Source organism: Arthrobacter sp. ZBG10, from assembly GCF_001238605.1.
GTDB lineage: Bacteria > Actinomycetota > Actinomycetes > Actinomycetales > Micrococcaceae > Arthrobacter.
The window spans coordinates 16,147-32,453 of the sequence record NZ_LFQH01000060.1 but is presented as its reverse complement, the minus strand read 5'-3'; the positions used below and the strand labels follow the sequence as shown (position 1 = coordinate 32,453).

Sequence of the window (16,307 nt, the reverse complement as noted above, 5' to 3'; positions counted from 1 at the left end):
ACGGCCATCTAAAAAGTGGGTTGGGCCTGTCCAACCGGGAGGGAGGGGCACCATGACTGACGGTGACAACCCGGCTGCCAGTGAGCCCCGGTACGAGCCGATCGGGGATGGCAGTCCCGGCGTTGGTGACGCTGACGACGTCAGCGGCGGGCCGCCGTCGCCCGCGGCACCCCATATCTGGTTCCTCCTGCGTCGTGGTTTCGCTGCCGGACTCAAAGGCACCCGTTCGCGCTGGTTTTGGGGGTGGAGCGCGGCCGTCCTCGCCGTGTGCTGCTGCGCGGGCGCCTTGCTGGTGAGCGCCGCAGTTGCCATCGGTGGCCTGCCACCGGATTCCCACGGCTGGACCTACATCCTGACCGCCGCAGCCCTGGTGGTGGCGTGCTGCGTGCTGGCCATCAGATGGGGTGCGGTTCCGGTGCTACCCGGGACGCCCGACGGCCGGGCCGATGGTCCGTGGCGGGGCTGGGCCCAGGCCACGGCCAAAGGAACGGTGTTTGCTGCAGCCGCCGGGCTGCTCCTTGCACTGTTTGCGGCCTTGGCGGGGTCCGGCCCTGCCGTCGCCGCAGTTTCGTTTGGACTGATGGTGGTGGAAGCAGTGGTTTTCGCCGGTATTGGTGCCGGCGCCGCTTGCTGGTTCGAGGACTGGCGGGGCCGGGCTTTGGCCTGGGGGATGGCGGGACTGCTCCTGGTGGGAAACGTCGGAGCGGTTGTGGCGTTGTTGCCCACGGTCCGGGCGGAGGAATTGGTCCTGGTGACCATCAATATCCAGCGGGATGAGCTGGGGCGGGTCACATCGTACAGCTGCTCTTCCGAGGTAAGCGGTACCAGCGTGGTTGACCATACGGAACGGATAATGTGGCTGGCCACAAGCCACCCGGTGGTGCTCCTGGCACTGCTGGCAGGGGAAACCGATCCTCGCGTGGATGCCATCAACTGGGTGCCGGGGGAGTTGCAGGCCGCCGCGGAGGGCATGCAGGTTCCGTGCGTGGCGGGGAACGACGGCGAGGAGGCCGGTAGCGGGGTGCCCCTGGCTCCGGTGGGGTTTGGGACGCAGTTGGCCGCCGCAGGTGTCGTGCTGGCGGCCGGCCAGCGGGCGGGACGCAGCCGGAAGCTTCCGGTCTGAGGAATCGGCTCAGTCCTGTGCTTCGCCAACCAGGTGTTGCTACGTCAGGGCGTTCCGGCGGCCCTCGAAGGCGCGTCCCAGCGTGACCTCATCGGCGTACTCCAGGTCGCCGCCCACCGGCAGGCCAGATGCCAGCCGCGTTACGGCGATACCGATGGTTTTCAGCATCCTGGCAAGGTAGGTGGCGGTGGCCTCGCCTTCCAGATTGGGGTCCGTGGCGATGATGACTTCCTGGATGGCGCCATCGTTGAGCCGGGTCAGCAGTTCCCGGATCCGCAGCTGTTCCGGGCCTACGCCGGCGATGGGGTTGATGGCCCCGCCCAGGACGTGGTACCGGCCCCGGAAGGAACGCGTGCGCTCCACGGCGAGGACGTCCTTGGATTCCTCAACCACGCAGATCATCGCGGGGTCCCGGCGGGGGTCCCTGCAGATGTTGCAAAGTTCCTGCTCCGTGACGTTGCCGCACACTGTGCAGAACTTGACCCGTTCCTTCACCGTTGTGATCGCCTCCACCAGCCGTTTCATGTCCTGCGGGTCGGCTTCAAGGATGTGGAAGGCCAGCCGCTGCGCGGATTTGGGGCCCACGCCGGGAAGGCGTCCGAGCTCATCGATCAGCTCCTGGACAGCACCTTCGTACACGATTTCCTCTTAACTTGGTGTGGATTGTGGTCAGCCGGCCCGCGGCCAAACCGTGCGGGGTCAGTATCTTGGTGCGATGGGGCTGCCATCGGCTGAGCGCTCTTCAATGAGTTTGCCGCCCAGGATGCGTTCCACTGCGGCCCGGCCAAATACCCCGGACTCTTCGATGGTCTCATCATCTGCGCTGGGGACATCCTGGACGTAGGTGGCGGTGGCCACTGCGCGTGCCGGCGCCTTGGCCCGGCCGGCCTCGGCTTCCGGACTGTTGGACAGCCGCTGGTAGAGGCTTTGCCGGGTTTCGACGGCGGCCGGTGACTGGGCCTGGGCCGCAGTTGCAGCTGCAGTCGAAGTCGGGGCCGCAGCTGCCGCGGCCATTGCGTAGGCGGGTTCGCGCCGCTCGGACACGGCTGGAGCGGCGGCAGCGGACGGCGCGGCAGGAGGTATGGGTGCAGGCTCTGCCTCCGGAGCGGACGCAGACGCACGCGCCGAAGCGCTCGCCGGTTCAGTGGCCGGCGCAGGCGCCGGCGCCTGACCCGGCGCCGGGTCAGAGCCCGTGACAGCGCCCCATTCCGGCCCTGATGATGTTCCCGGCAGGCCAGCTGGAATTGAGGGTGGAACAGAAGCGGTTGCAGGCTCGTAGTGCGGCTGCGGGTCCGAGGTGCCCGGTGCCGAGGTGCCCGATGCCGAAGTACCCGGTGCCGAAGCGCCGGATTCCGAAGTACCCGATCCCGGACTTCCCGGTTCGGAGGTTTCCGCGGTGGCGCCCACGTTACTGGTGTCGCCCACCACCCAGACTCCGGGGGCCTGCTCCACGGCGCGGGCCCAGGGGTCGCGGGCCAAGGGGTCTGTCCCGCTGTCAGCCTGGGCGGACTGCTGTGCCGAAGATTTGTTCTGTGAGCGATCCGGAGCATCCGCGATCGGTGCCCTGCCGCGACCGGTACCTGAGCCGGAGCTGGCGGCAGCAGCGGACGCCGGGGGCGTGGACTGGCGCGGCGGCGCCCAGTCCATGGGCGGCTCCTCCTCCAGCGGGGGAGCGTCCTCATCCCGGGGCGGTCCCCAGTCGTCGTCGGAGTACGAATAGTCGCCTGCCACGCCGTGGGTGTCCTGTTGCACCGGCTGAGGCGATTCCGGAACAGGGGTCGCTGCAGCCGCGGTGCGTCCGGTTGGCAGCTCCTGAGCGGCCGCCGCTGTCCCGGCAGGACCTTCCGGGGCAGCAGTTGCCGTGGCAGCAGTGGCCCCAGTCGTTACCGTAGGATCCGCAGGTGTCGGCTGATTGGTGGAAGCGGTGTCATTGTGGCGTGAAAGATCCTGGCTGGTGACTGGCCAGCCTGACAGGCCGTTCGCTGAACCTGCGCTGCCTCCCGCCGCGGGTGAATCTGCCGGCGCGGCAGGTCCCGCTGTGGCCGGCTCCTCCACAGGGGCAGCCGCAGACGTAGATACAGGCGCAGCCGCCGACACCTCCGCTGCAGTTGGAGCGGGTTCCGCGCCCGGTGCGGGCGCAGGTGCCAGGCCCCAGGCGACGTCAGCCGAGCTGGCGGCCGCCGGGGTACTGGGGGTGGCCGGGGGCGTTGCCTTGGCCGGTGCTTTTGGGTTTGGGTCAGAGCTCGACTGTCCGCCGCCGGCAACAGCGGTGATCTGGCAGTCGATGCCCAAGGTCTTGTGAATGGCCTGGCGCAGGTTTTCCGCGTGGTCCGCACGCCCGAAGGCGCCGGCCAGTCCCTGCGTGGAGAACGAGAGCGTCAGGATGGTGCCATCGAAGGCGCTGACCTGTGCGTTGGGTTCGACCAGCGCCCACGTGCTGCGCTTGATCTTCGACAGTGCCTGAAGCACTTCAGGCCAGGCCCGGCGCAGCACTTCGACGTCGCCGAATCCGGAGGGCGCACTGCGGGACACGGTGGGCGCCGAATCCCCGCTGCCGGTGCCGCCGCTGCCAGCCGCCACGCTGGCGTCGCGGGTACTGCCTGCGCTGGTGCCACTGGTGGACGGGGATGCGGGGGATGCCTCGGTGGCCTGGGGCCGGCGGCCAGCTGTGTCCTCGACGGGCCAGTCGGCGGTGCTGACCCTGGGTGGTGTCAGCGGCTGCCGGGTTGCACCTTCAGCCTCATCCGGGTTGGCGGACGAAGGTTCCGGGGCGGCCGTCCCGGCGTTAGTGTCCGGGGCTGCCGGTTGCCCAGCTTGGGCTGCGGACTGCCCAGCCTGGGCCGACGGCGCGGTTGCTGCCGGCGGCGTGGCCCGCGGGGTGGAGTTGGCGGACGGGCCTGCCAGGGAGGTGGAAGACGGGGCCGGACCCGGAGTCGCGGGCGGAGCCGTGGCGGCTGCAGCCATGGGCGCTGCCGCTGCCGGGGCAGAGCCGCTCGGGCCCGCGGGAGGGGCAGTCGCGGTGCCGTCCGGACCCGCGGTGGCGGCAGCCCCGACGTCGTTCCCGGCGTAATTGAGGCGGCGTTCCACCCTGTCGATCCGCGCGGCCATGCCGCGTTCGTTCTGTTCGGAACTGGGCAAAAGGATCCGGGCGCACAACAGTTCGAGGTGCAGGCGCGGGGACGTGGCCCCGGTCATTTCGGTCAGGGCGGTGTTGGTGACGTCAGCCGCGCGGGACAGTTCAGCGGCACCCAGGTTGTGGGCCTGGTTCTGCAGCCGGGCAATCTGGTCCGCAGGCATTCCCCGAAGAATGGTCTGCGCACTTTCGGGCATGGCCTGGACAATGATGAGGTCGCGGAAGCGCTCCAGCAGGTCCTCAACGAAACGGCGGGGGTCGTGCCCGGTCTGGATGACCCGGTCCACTGCGCGGAAGACGGTAGCTGAGTCAGATGCCGCCACCGCTTCCACAACGTCGTCAAGCAGCGATGCGTGGGTGTAACCCAGCAAGGCAACAGCCAGTTCGTAGTCCAGGCCGTTGGGGCCGGCTCCGGCCATTAGCTGGTCGAGGACGGACAGCGAGTCCCTGACGGAGCCGCCACCGGCCCTGATCACCAGGGAGAGGACGCCGGGGGCCACGGGCACGTTCTCCTGGTTGCAGAGCAGTTCAAGGTAGGCCATCAGCGGTTCTGGCGGAACCAGGCGGAACGGATAGTGGTGGGTCCGTGACCGGATGGTGCCGATCACCTTGTCCGGTTCCGTGGTGGCGAAGATGAACTTGATGTGTTCCGGCGGCTCTTCGACGATTTTCAGCAGCGCGTTGAAGCCGGCCGACGTGACCATGTGGGCCTCGTCAATGATGAAAATCTTGTAGCGGTCGCGGACCGGGGCGTAGGTGGCCCGCTCGCGAAGATCGCGCGCATCGTCAACGCCACCATGGCTCGCCGCATCGATTTCGATGACATCAAGCGATCCGGAGCCGCCCCGGGCCAGTTCGACGCAGCTGGGGCAGGTGCCACAGGGGGTGTCCGTGGGGCCTTTGGCGCAGTTGAGGCAGCGGGCCAGGATGCGCGCAGAGGTGGTCTTGCCGCAGCCGCGGGGGCCGGAGAAAAGATAGGCGTGATTGACGCGGTTCTTACGCAGGGCCGTCATGAGCGGCTCCGTGACGTGTTCCTGCCCGATAACGTCTGCAAAGGAATCCGGACGGTATCTGCGGTAGAGGGCGGTAGTAACTGTCACAGAGAAAACCCTACCAATCCGGGCCGACAACCTGCCGCCCTGTGGGGGAAAAGTAAAGACCCCCCATGCACCCGCCAGAGCCCATTTACCCTTGCTACCTTCCGGTCCTGGGGGAGTTCAACAGGATGACGCCACATGAGGGGCCGCCAGTTACTTTACCCGAACATCCGGCGTGACTCGAATCGGCGGGCGCGGGCCCCGGTGGCGGCTGCTGAGTCCGGCCAATCAGCGAATTTGATTGCTTATCCCCCCGCCACCCCCGATCATGGGTATGTACACCGATTGGGGCAATCTCAAGGTTGTGAGCTGCGGGGCCTGGGAGAACGGGGCCGGACCCGGCAGCTCAACGGTGGCACACGGGAATGGGCGCATTGGGGGCGTCCATTTCGGTTTTAAGCGCCGGCCCTCCGGACACTGCCAGGCCCCGTACGCAAACCGGAAAAGGCGCCAATTGGGCGATGGGGAAAAGTTCAGGTAATCTAGTATCTGCTTTTGATTCAGAAGCAGTTGGAGAATTCGCCTAGCGGCCTATGGCGCACGCCTGGAACGCGTGTTGGGTTAACGCCCTCGGGGGTTCAAATCCCCCATTCTCCGCCGAACGGAAATCCGGTCCCATCATGATGGGGCCGGATTTCCTGGTTTAACCGCCCCGCGGCTTACGAGGCCTATGCGGCTTGGCCGCTCAGGCCTTCCCGCGTATGACAAGACCTGCCGATAGCCGTGCGCTAGCATCCTTGGCGCGGTAACTAACGGGGGAGACAGGCGATGAAGCTCAAACCAGCGGCAGCGATGGCAATACTGACGGTTCCACTGCTGCTCGGAGGCTGCGCCGGCGACGGGTCAGGTATTGCTGCACTGACAACTCCTGCCGGACCTGAAGACGAACTCCCAAGCGATGCGCACTTTCAGTTTCCTGAACACATTGATGCCACAACCCTGCGGTTCCTGGTCGAAGATAACGGCCGGCAGTTCTTTGCAGCGCAGAGTACCGATGGCGCCCAGGCATGCCTGGCGGTGGTCAATGCCGATGGGCACGTCACCGATTACGCGGGATGCGCAGCTGCAGCCGGCAGCTCCAGCAACAAGATCGTGACCGTGACCGGGTCAGACAGGAGACCGGCCGTCCTGGTGCGGGACAACGCGGACGCCGCCCAACTCGAGTCTGAAGGCTTGAAGCGGGTTCACCAGAACGTGTACGTAGGCAAATGAGCGGAAGGGCCGGCCGGAGATACCCCCGGTGCTTCCGGGGCCCCTTAAGGCCGGTCCGCCGCCGGGGAGCCCAGCCGGCGCAGCCGCTGCCGGGCAGAGACTTCGCTGGGACCCATGGGTCCCAGGGCAAGGCGGACGACGCCGAGAACGGCTTTGGTGGCCAGCTTTACCGGCAGGGGGAACGGCCCTAGCCGGGGAACAGTCAGGCCCAGCATCCGGCGGTATTCGGGCTCCAGGCTGTAGACCGCGCCGGCAAACAGAATCCGGTATCCGGGCCGGAGCATGGGATGCAGTGGTGCATCACGGATGAAGGCAACAGTTTCCTGGACCCTGGCATCCACGCGGAGGTCGCCGTTACGGTGCCATGTGTCGAGTTGGCGCCGCATGTCGGCTTCTGTGCGGGGCGGATGTTCCACTCCCATCAGCGTTCCTGCCTGTGACCACTCCCGGACGTAGGCGTCGGCGCCGCCAGGGATGGGGCCGCCCCAGAGCTTGTGGGCCGCGAGGAATCCGTCCGTGAAGGCGATGTGGATCCAGTTGGCAAGATCCGGATCGTTGGCGCTGTAGCTTTGGCTGGCACCCTGGTTGTCCTGGTAGCTGCCCTGCACCGGTTCATGCAGTCGCCGTACCCGTCGGGACGCTTCCCGGGCGGCTGCCTGCGACCCGTAGGTGACCGTGAAGATCCATCGGATGGTGTTTGCCAGCCGGCCCAGCGGGTCTTCCCTGAAATTTGAGTGCTCGTGGACGCCGGCCAGCGCGCCAGGATGCAGGGACTGCATCAGCAGCGTCCGGATGCCCCCGACAATGGGGGACATGGAACCATGTACTGCCCAGACTGCCGACCCCGGCAGGTGGTAGCCCGGATCATCGCCGTCGGCCAGGCGCAGCGTCCATTCCGGTGGCGCCCCGGACTTGCCCGAGAAGGTTTTCCGGACTTCGTCACGCCATTCGCTGAAGAAATTCCGCAGGCCCCATTGTTGCCCAGCCGCGGGCGAATGCGGCGGTTGGACCCAGGACAGGGTGGTGTTGGTCCGCATGGAACCGGCGGGGGTGGCGTATTTCCACAATTATTGCCACACCGCAGCCCAGCAGGGTTCACACGCCGCCGGAGGTGTGTTCCCATGGGAGAACGCGCAAGGGCAACATGCGCTGGATCACCATCGGAGTCGATCTATTGGGCAAGCATTGGGGCGCCGGAAACGGCCAGGAACGTCGACGTTCCTTCCGCGCTGCCAGTCGTGCTGCATCAGGTTCTGCCGTGTTGGCCGCTGTGGTGTGTGTGGTCAGCCAGTCGGGCGCCCCTGCCGGCGGCACCAACCTTCGGGGCGCGGCGGCCCTGTCCCGCGGGTCCGTCGACCCGGCCGCGAGTTTCAATGGAGCCGCTACGGGCGCTTTTGGTTCTCCCGGCTCCGGCGCTGCAACCGGTGACTCCGGCCAGCCCGCCTCCGGCACCGTGGGCGCGGGTGCGCTTGCGCCGGTCATTTTTTCGGATCCCACTGCGGCAGTACCCTTCACCAGATCGCCGATCACCGGCCAAAGCACCGCCGGCATCTTGCCTTCGGCCATCGGCACGAGCGGAGTCGGACGCCCTCCAGCGGGTTTCCTGATGGCTCCGCTTGCGGCGCTTAGCCCCAGTTCGCCCTTCGGCTTCAGGGTCAGTCCGCTCACCGGCGGAGGCGGCGATTTCCACCTGGGCCAGGACTACGCCGCGGCCTGCGGAACCCCGGTGTACGCGGCCGACCAGGGTGTGGTCCGCGCTGCCGGCTGGCACCCGTGGGGCGGCGGCAACCGCGTGGAGATCGACCACGGCAACGGGCTCGTCACCACGTACAACCATCTGCAGTCCATCTCGGTTCGCGCCGGAGATCCGGTCCGGATGGGCCAGGCCATCGCACACGTTGGTTCCACCGGCTGGTCCACCGGATGCCACCTGCATTTCGAAACGATCGTCAACGGAAAATACGTGAATCCGCAGACGTGGGGCCTGGTTCCGCTGAGTGCGGTGACGGGCGGCGACTCCACCCCGGCGCAGTCGTATCTTCCCGGCAGCGGTCCAGCCACCGGCGGATCCATCATCTGGACCATTCCCGGCGGGCAGGCTGCCGCGATTCCGTCCACAAGTGAGGAACCCGGCGACGAAGACGTGACCGGGCCGTCGGGCAGCACTTCGCCGTCGCCGATAGTCATTCCGACGCCCAGCCCCTCGCCGTCGCCGACAGTTACACCGTCGCCCAGCCCTTCACCAAGGCCAACGCCGACAGTTACACCGTCGCCCAGCCCTTCACCGTCGCCGACAGTTACACCGTCGCCCAGCCCTTCACCGACGCCAACGCCGACAAAGCCGTCGCCGACTCCTACGCCGACCCCGACAACGCCGTCGCCGTCGCCCACTGCAACTCCGGCGCCAAGCGCTACTTCCACGTCTTCACCTACGCCTTCATCCACGGCAACGCCGACCCCCACGCCAATACCAACGACAACCCCCACTCCAACGAAGGCGGCGGTGCCGGCGACGTTGCCGGCCCCAACCCCGCCGGCAACTGCCACGGCCACGACTACGCCGACCACAACGCCACCTGCCGCGCTGAAACAGGCCGTCACGCCGTCGTCGGCCCCTGCCCGCTCGGAAACTGAACCAGCTGCAACGCCGGGGCCAACACTGACGCCGACGCTACGTCCCACGCTCGGGTAACTGCGCCCCTGCTGCCCCGCCTCCCGCAACGGTCCTTCGCCGCACCGAATTCCGCGTACAGGAAACCACCAGCACCCACCAGTACGTTGGGTCTTTGGTAACGAACACCCTGTATGGACAACTTTCTGAGGACGAGACCCGTGGCATCTTTGTACCCGATCCCGCTGACCCTTAACGACGGAACCGAGACCGAATTCGGCAGGTTCAAAGGCAACGTGGTGATGGTGGTCAATGTGGCCTCGAACTGCGGCTTCACCCCCCAGTACGCTGGCCTTGAGGCGCTCTATGGGAAGTTCCAGGACCGCGGCTTCGAGATCCTGGGCGTCCCCTGCAACCAGTTCGCCGGACAAGAGCCCGGATCGGACAGCGAGATCGCCGAGTTTTGCGAGCGCAACTTCGGCGTCACCTTCCCGCTGACGGTCAAGGCTGATGTCCGCGGCAAGAGCCAGCACCCGCTTTACTCGGAGCTCACCACGTTCAAGAAGGGCCTGTTGCCGGGGATGGTGAAGTGGAACTTTGAGAAGTTCCTGGTCAACCGCGACGGCGAGATTGTGGACAGGTTTGCCCCCACCACGGAACCGGACTCGGCGGAGGTCATTGACGCCGTCGAAAAGGCCTTGGGATAAGAAAAACCGCGCGTTCCGCGAATTTGCGGCGCAGAAGCGCAGTTTTTTTACCTTTTTCCACATGGGCGTCGGCGATTTGCCCAAAGTTTGCCGGATGTCTGGTTGGATAAACGTTACTGAAGGTAGAAGGGAAACGCCGTTTCCCACCGACCACAGAGGCAGCAATGGAGCACATCGAGGCCGAACATCCCCGGCCACGCCACTTCCTTCTCCACCTGAGCGATCCCCACTTGTTGGGAGGACCGGACCCCCTTTATGGCGTCGTTGACAGCGAAGCCAGGCTGATTCAACTTTTTGAAGAGGTCAAGGCATCAGGGGCGCGGCCGGAGGCGGTCATCTTCACCGGTGACCTTGCAGATAAAGGCGATCCTGACGCCTATACAAAGTTGCGGGCCATCGTTGAACCCGCGTGTGAAGAACTGGGCGCCAAGATCATCTGGGCCATGGGCAACCATGACAACAGGGCTAACTTCCGGCGCGGACTGCTGGACCAGCCCGGGACGGATGAGCCGGTTGATCACAGCTACTTCATCGAAGGCCTGCGGGTCATCACCATGGACACCACGGTGCCAGGTTTCCATCACGGAGAACTAAGCCCCGATCAACTGGACTGGTTGGCCCGGGAGCTGGAAACGCCGGCACCGGATGGGACCATATTGGCGTTGCATCACCCGCCCGTCCCGTCGGTCCTGGATCTGTCGGTGCTGGTGGAGTTGCGGGACCAGGCCTCACTGGCGGCCGTGGTGCGGAACTCGGACGTCCGGACCATCCTCGCCGGGCACCTGCACTACTCCACCACCGCCAGCTTCGCCGGGGTACCGGTTTCGGTGGCATCGGCCAGCTGCTACACGCAGGACCTGAATGTCCCTGTCGGCGGCACCCGGGGCCAGGACAACGGGCAGTCCTTCAACCTGGTCCATGTCTACGAGCACACCATTGTGCACTCGGTGGTGCCGTTGGGCAGCGCCGCGACGGTGGGCGAATACGTTCCTGCGGCCGAGACAGCCAGGCGGCTGGCCGCCGCGGGCGTCCGGATCCCGGAGACCCGCAAGCAGGCGGTCGGCCCCAAACTCGGCCAGCCATCCCGGTTCACGTAGTTTCCGGCAGGTCCGGCGCGACAGTCCCGGTTGGAAGAAAGAGGCCGGCACCCAGGTGCCGGCCTCTTGGGTTAAACGGAGGGACGACCAGCGGTTACTTCTCCCACGGTGCCTTGATGGGGTAGTACTTCTCCAGGAAGTCCGTCACCAGCTGCGCGCGCTCATCGGAGCTTACTTCGGGGAAACTGCCATCGTTCAGGCAGAAGAAGTCCATGTTGCGCTTGGACAGGAGTTTGGGCAGGTAGTTCAGCCCGCTCCGCATGGTGGTGTCCACGTAGCGGACCTTCGCCGCGGTCTGCGTCACCGCACGCCCGGTGAGCAGGGCGTAATAGTGGTAAAACGAGTTGGTGACCGAGATGTTGTCGGCGGCCCGGAACCGGCTGGCCGCTGTTTTGCGGAACTCGTCCGGGAACTCCTTCTCCATCCGGGAGACTACGCTGCGGCGCAGCGGAGCAGCGGTGTGTTCCAGGTGCCGGGTGGTGATCCGCCCGAACCTGTTCCAGAGGAGCTTCCTGTTGACCCTCGCGGCGTTCTCGAAACCGCTGCGTTCGGCGGCGTTGTCGCCCAGGCCGATCCGGGTTTCGGCTTCGATGAACTTGGTGATGCCGCCGGGCGTGAAGAAGAGGTCAGGGCTGACGGCACGGCCGAAGAACATGTCGTCGTTGGAGTACAGGAAGTGCTCCGACAAGCCATCGATATTGTGCAGCTGGGACTCCACGGCCTGCGAATTGTGCGTGGGCAGGACCGACGGGTCGGAGAAGAACTCCTCACTGCGGACAATGGTCACTGCCGGGTGCTCCTCCGCCAGCCATGACGGCGCGGGGGAGTCGGTGGCGATGAAGATCCGGCGGATCCAGGGCGCAAACATGTACACCGAGCGCAGCGCGTATTTGAGCTCGTTGATCTGCCGGAAGCGGGCCTCGTGGTCGTCGCCTTCGCCCAGCACCACGTCCTTCTGCTGGGAGCGCCGCGCCGCGATGTATTCGGGGGAACTGCCGTCCACCCAGGAGAACACCAGGTCAATGTCGAAGCTGATGTCGCTGGCGTGGTCGGCAAACATGTTCTCGATGGTGGGCCAGGAGTGGCCGTAACGCTCCACCGTGCCGCGGACCGCGTCCTGGCGCAGGAGGGTGCGGCGGGTGAGCGAGTTCTCGATGGGCAGGGTGAGCTCTTCCCCTTCGAAGGACCACAGCTCAATCTGGACGCCCGCGGAAGCGCCGAACTCGAAGCCGCCCACGGGTTCCACCCGGGGCCGGTACAGGCGGAAGATCCGGGCCTGCCGGTTGGAGGACAGTTCCCCGTCAGCCACCAGGACCGACGTTTTCTTTTTGGCGTCCACCGTCATGGAGTAGAACGGCTCGTCCCGGCAGGATTCAACCAGCGCCGCCCGCAGCTTCTTCCGGTCTTTCCAGTCCAGGGCGATGACGGGGCGGTGGTTGTTGCCACGGACCAGCAGATAGGCCAGTCCAGCGTCGGTGAGCACGTTGCGCAGGAAGACCAGATCCTCCACCATGGCCTGGTAAGGCGTCCTGGTGTCGTTGATCAGGGCGTAGCGGCCCTTGTGCCGGACAACATCGGGGCGGTGCTTCAGGCGCTGCTGCGCCTCGGCCGATGTGACCTCTGCATGGAATTCTTCTGCTGCCGACGCCTGTCCACCGTAGTAGACCTCGTCCTGAACCGTTGCTTCTGTAATGGTTGTCTCCATGCTGGTATATGTTGCGTTCCTACCTGCATGATAGTCCTGCCGGGCTAACGCAATGTTTACCGGACCGATCCTGACTGCCCGGGGCCACCCGGTTCAGCGGCTGGATTCCTCCCGCCAGCTGCGCAGGAATGCTCCGCCGGCGTCGTCGTGGATGACGTCTTCGCCAAGTCCCAGGTCCGCCGCGGTAAGCACTGTGTACGGTTTGACCGGGACGCCATCCGCGGGGCGGACATCAACGTGTTTTACGGCATGGCCGTTGTGGTGCAGCCAGTCGGCCATGGCGTAGTCCGTGCGGGAATCGCCTACTGTCCGCCAGGCCTGCGGCGTGATGCCCTGCGCGGCCAGCAGCTCCACCGCCCGGCTGGCGCCCAGGTCCTTCCCAAGCCGGACCGACTCGATGTCGGTGGAAATGATGGTGGGGTCCACCCGGTAGTCCACTGCATCATCGGAATCGGGGACGTGGTGGTCCAACCGGACCACACCCAGGCCATGGCTCGTCATCAAATCCATGGCATCGGCGTCGAACAGCTTCTGCTCGGCCAGGTAGTCAGCGCTGGCCACCCCGATGTGCTGCTCCACGGACACCATGGCCCGCTTTGTTTCATCAAAGAACATGTGTTCCGCGTATTTGTCAGCCACCAGGGTCCTGACGTCGTTGCCGTAGGCGGCAGGCACGGCAAGTTCGTGGTCCACATGCAGGGGGCCCGCACCGGCCGCCGTGTACGTGAACCATACGGCTCCCTTCTCGCAGATGGCGTGGATCAGGGTGCCGGCCGGGATGCCGGCCTGGATCATGGGGTCCATAACCTGCTCGCGGATAAAGGCGTCCGACCGTCCCGTGTTGAAGATGACGGGGATGCCCGCGGCGGCCAGCGCCAGCAGGTCGTTGATGATTTCCGGTTTGACCGAGCGCGTGACGGGGCTGGCCACGGGCCCGTCGACGTCGAGCAAAAGCGCCAGCGGCGGCGCTGCCGGGTGGTGGGCTTCGGCGGTGGGCACGGCGGGGGACTGGAAACCTGTCATGGGTCCCATTCTGTCAGGCGGGCGGCGCCGGGCAGGCCCCCGTTACGGGCCCGCCCGGGACGTGGCCAATGGTTGCTTTTTGGCTACAACCTGCCCGCCGCCGGCGCTGGAGACTTTCGCTGGGCTGGCAGGATGCCTAGGGTGGCATGGTGATATTCAAAGCTGTGGGCGAGGGCCGCCCGTACCCCGACCATGGTTACACCACGCCCAAGGAGTGGGCTTCGCTTCCGCCCCGCCCGGTCCGGCTGGACGAGCTGGTGACCACCAAACGCACCCTGGACCTCGAAGCCCTGCTGGCCGAGGACTCCACGTTCTTTGGCGACCTTTTCCCGCACGTGGTGCAGTACCAGGGGATCCTTTACCTTGAGGACGGCCTGCACCGGGCCGTCCGGACGGCACTGCACCAGCGCACCGCGATCCACGCCAGGGTCCTGGTGCTCGATGGCTAGGAGAAAGCCGCAGGACACCACGGTCCTGCACGGCCATCATGTGGTCAGCGGACCGGAGCTTCGTGCCGCGCTGGATGCGGTCCGGGACGACGACGGCACCGCCAAGGTGCGTCGCCGCGCGGTGCACGGGGCAGTGCTGGTGCTCCTCGTCGGCATGATCGCGGCAGCCATCATCACCGCCATGGCCATCATGAACGGACAGCTCAAGATCCCGGCGGCCGAGGCAGCCAGGGAAACTGCTGCCACCTGTCCTCCCGCCACCTTTGACTATGCGCCCAACGAGACCATCAACGTCAACGTGTACAACTCCACCAGCCGCCCCGGCCTGGCCCGCGCCGTGGCGGATGAGCTCCTGGCCCGGAAGTTCGTGGTGGGCGCCGTGGCCAACATCGACGCCGGCTACCGGGGCATCGCCGCCGTGGTCTCCGGCCCCACCGGCCAGTCCTCGGCCTTCAGCATCCAGCGCAACCTGCCGGGCTCGGACTACTTCCAGGACGGCAGGACCGATGGCAGCGTGGACGTGATCCTGTCCCAGGCCTACAGCGCACTGACTGCGCCGGAGGTTGTGGACCAGACGCCCGGCCGGCTCAGCTGCCCGCGGGACAGCCGCCGGATCGCCGACGACGATAAGTCACCCGTCGTCCCGTCCGCCGCTCCCTAGGCCCCCGCCCTCGCGTTGAGCTATCAGTCCTGGTCGTTAAACCGGGGCGATGGGGACCACATCTGATAGCGCAAGTCAGGGGAGGGGTGCGGGGTCCAGCCCCTGGCGGACGGGCCGGCCGCCGTCGTCAAACCTGGCGCCGGCACCGAGCTGGATGAAGCGCACCGTCCGGGCCACGCGTGCCTCCAGTTCCGCGGCCTCGTCGCTGCCGCGGGCCGCGCTGGAGGACAGCGTCCCCAGGATCAGCTGCGCCTGCTGGCTGATGTCCGCGGCCGGCAGGAAGCCCTGCTCCATGCCGTCGCGCAGGATGCCCTGCAGCAGCACGCTGAGGTCGCCCACGTGATGGGCCAGTTTGGCAAAGGACGACGGCGACAGCACAGCGCCCATGGCAGGGCCCGGCGGGAGGTGGCGGCGGGAGAGGTCCACCACCTGGGCGCGCACGTACAGTGCCAGCCGGTCCACGGGGTTCTCGAGCGTGGCCAGCGAGTCACGGAGCTCGGTGAGGAACTTCTCCGTCTCATCCAGCGCGTACGCGATCAGCAGTTCCTCGATGTCCGCGTAATAGTTGTACACGGCGGTGCGGCCAACCCCGGCGTGCCGGGCAACATCCGTCATGGTCAGGCCGGGCAGGCCGTGGGAAAACAGGAGCTCACCGAACGCCGTCTGGATCCGGCGCTGCGTGTCCGCGCGCTGGTCTGCGTTGCTGGCGGCTGTAATCCGTGGCATACAGACACTTTACCCCGATGTGTCAGTAAAACGGTCAGTTGGTGGCGCAGCCGTCCGGCCCGCAGGCTTCCCCGGCGTTGGCAGCGTCAACCAGCACCAGCGGGTTGGCGTCCTCCCAGGCGCGGGTCAGCGCCTCCGTGAACGTGGCCGCGGGCTGGGCGCCGGACAGTCCGAACTTCCGGTCGATCACGAAGAACGGCACACCGCTGATGCCCAGGGCCCGGGCTTCCTCGAAGTCGAAGCGGACGTCCGCTGCGTACTTGTCCGAGGTGAAGAGTTCCGCCACCTCAGCCTGGGGCAGGCCAAGGTCGTGGCCCAGTGCGGCCAGGTAGTCCTGGTTGCCGATGTCCCTGCCGTGCTCGAAATGGTCGCTGAGCAGGCGCTCCTTGGCGGCATCCTGGACGCCCTGCGTGGCGGCGAGATGGATGAGCCGGTGGGCGGTGAAGCTGTTGGCCACCACCACCGAGTCGAAGTCATACGCCAGGCCTTCGCCCTTGGCCACCTCGGTGACATGGCTGAACATCTGCTGTACCTGGTCCGGCGCCATACCCTTGCGGGTGCTCAGGTAGTCCTGTTCGGTGCCGTCGTAGTGTTCCGGCAGTGCCGGATCCAGCTGGTAGCTGCGCCACTGGACGTCCACCGCGGCACGGTGCGGGAACTCGGCCAGCGCGGCCTCGAAGCGGCGCTTGCCAATAAAACACCAGGGACAAGCAACGTCTGACCAGATCTCTACCTTCATGGTGGGCACAACCGCACGGCAGCG

The 16,307-nt window shown here is 66.4% G+C and carries 14 protein-coding genes, 1 tRNA gene and 1 other RNA gene; 8 read left to right on the top strand and 8 right to left on the bottom strand.

The genetic code is table 11. The features are described 5' to 3' along the window. The first annotated feature begins 52 nt into the window (after positions 1–52). Entirely contained in the window at positions 53–1,123 is a 1,071-nt protein-coding gene (locus tag ACU18_RS14720; RefSeq protein WP_050686701.1) for a hypothetical protein, read from the top strand. Between the two features lie 39 nt (positions 1,124–1,162). Here ACU18_RS14720 and recR read toward each other — a convergent pair whose 3' ends face one another. The 3 genes from recR to ffs form a co-directional block, all read right to left on the bottom strand. Continuing rightward, on the bottom strand, positions 1,163–1,762 hold the full coding sequence (recR, locus tag ACU18_RS14715) for a recombination mediator RecR (RefSeq protein WP_050686699.1): 600 nt from the start codon (positions 1,760–1,762) through the stop codon (positions 1,163–1,165). A gap of 60 nt (positions 1,763–1,822) precedes the next feature. Then, entirely contained in the window at positions 1,823–5,356 is a 3,534-nt protein-coding gene (locus ACU18_RS14710) for a DNA polymerase III subunit gamma and tau (RefSeq protein ID WP_082178356.1), read from the bottom strand. A gap of 51 nt (positions 5,357–5,407) precedes the next feature. Then, an RNA gene (ffs, locus tag ACU18_RS19380) (signal recognition particle sRNA small type) lies at positions 5,408–5,504 on the bottom strand. A gap of 361 nt (positions 5,505–5,865) precedes the next feature. Here ffs and ACU18_RS14705 point away from each other — a divergent pair. Continuing rightward, positions 5,866–5,950, top strand: a tRNA-Ser gene (locus tag ACU18_RS14705). A 171-nt stretch (positions 5,951–6,121) separates the two neighbouring features. After that, entirely contained in the window at positions 6,122–6,565 is a 444-nt protein-coding gene (locus ACU18_RS14700) for a hypothetical protein (protein WP_050686696.1), read from the top strand. 44 nt (positions 6,566–6,609) lie between these two features. Here the strand turns inward: ACU18_RS14700 and ACU18_RS14695 are convergent, their stop codons facing one another. After that, positions 6,610–7,533 (bottom strand): oxygenase MpaB family protein, encoded by a 924-nt coding sequence (locus ACU18_RS14695; protein ID WP_050686728.1) that lies wholly within the window; start codon positions 7,531–7,533, stop codon positions 6,610–6,612. A gap of 176 nt (positions 7,534–7,709) precedes the next feature. Between ACU18_RS14695 and ACU18_RS19375 the strand changes: the two genes are divergently transcribed. The 3 genes from ACU18_RS19375 to ACU18_RS14680 all read left to right on the top strand — a co-directional run bounded on the left by ACU18_RS19375 (position 7,710) and on the right by ACU18_RS14680 (position 10,980). Further along, on the top strand, positions 7,710–9,257 hold the full coding sequence (locus ACU18_RS19375) for a M23 family metallopeptidase (RefSeq protein ID WP_082178354.1): 1,548 nt from the start codon (positions 7,710–7,712) through the stop codon (positions 9,255–9,257). A gap of 140 nt (positions 9,258–9,397) precedes the next feature. Continuing rightward, positions 9,398–9,883 carry a glutathione peroxidase gene (locus tag ACU18_RS14685; RefSeq protein ID WP_050686694.1) on the top strand — a complete coding sequence of 162 codons (486 nt, stop codon included), beginning with the start codon at positions 9,398–9,400 and terminating at the stop codon, positions 9,881–9,883. Between the two features lie 164 nt (positions 9,884–10,047). Further along, positions 10,048–10,980, top strand: a complete 933-nt coding sequence (locus tag ACU18_RS14680; RefSeq protein ID WP_050686691.1) for a phosphodiesterase — start codon at positions 10,048–10,050, stop codon at positions 10,978–10,980. A 94-nt stretch (positions 10,981–11,074) separates the two neighbouring features. Here the strand turns inward: ACU18_RS14680 and ACU18_RS14675 are convergent, their stop codons facing one another. Beyond that, positions 11,075–12,685, bottom strand: coding sequence for a stealth family protein (locus ACU18_RS14675; RefSeq protein ID WP_082178353.1), 1,611 nt, complete (start codon positions 12,683–12,685; stop codon positions 11,075–11,077). Positions 12,686–12,778: 93 nt separating this feature from the next. After that, positions 12,779–13,708: a hypothetical protein gene (locus ACU18_RS14670; protein ID WP_050686690.1), complete on the bottom strand. Its 930-nt coding sequence runs from the start codon at positions 13,706–13,708 to the stop codon at positions 12,779–12,781. A gap of 149 nt (positions 13,709–13,857) precedes the next feature. Here ACU18_RS14670 and ACU18_RS14665 point away from each other — a divergent pair, with 149 nt between their 5' ends. After that, on the top strand, positions 13,858–14,157 hold the full coding sequence (locus ACU18_RS14665; RefSeq protein ID WP_197273594.1) for a type II toxin-antitoxin system VapB family antitoxin: 300 nt from the start codon (positions 13,858–13,860) through the stop codon (positions 14,155–14,157). Then, positions 14,150–14,818, top strand: coding sequence for a LytR C-terminal domain-containing protein (locus ACU18_RS14660; RefSeq protein ID WP_050686686.1), 669 nt, complete (start codon positions 14,150–14,152; stop codon positions 14,816–14,818). Before ACU18_RS14665 ends, ACU18_RS14660 begins: the two co-directional genes overlap by 8 nt. A gap of 75 nt (positions 14,819–14,893) precedes the next feature. Here ACU18_RS14660 and ACU18_RS14655 read toward each other — a convergent pair whose 3' ends face one another. Together ACU18_RS14655 and ACU18_RS14650 are read right to left on the bottom strand one after the other, a co-directional pair. Further along, on the bottom strand, positions 14,894–15,544 hold the full coding sequence (locus ACU18_RS14655; protein WP_050686685.1) for a TetR/AcrR family transcriptional regulator: 651 nt from the start codon (positions 15,542–15,544) through the stop codon (positions 14,894–14,896). A gap of 34 nt (positions 15,545–15,578) precedes the next feature. Then, entirely contained in the window at positions 15,579–16,283 is a 705-nt protein-coding gene (locus ACU18_RS14650; RefSeq protein ID WP_050686724.1) for a DsbA family oxidoreductase, read from the bottom strand. Positions 16,284–16,307 lie beyond the last annotated feature (24 nt).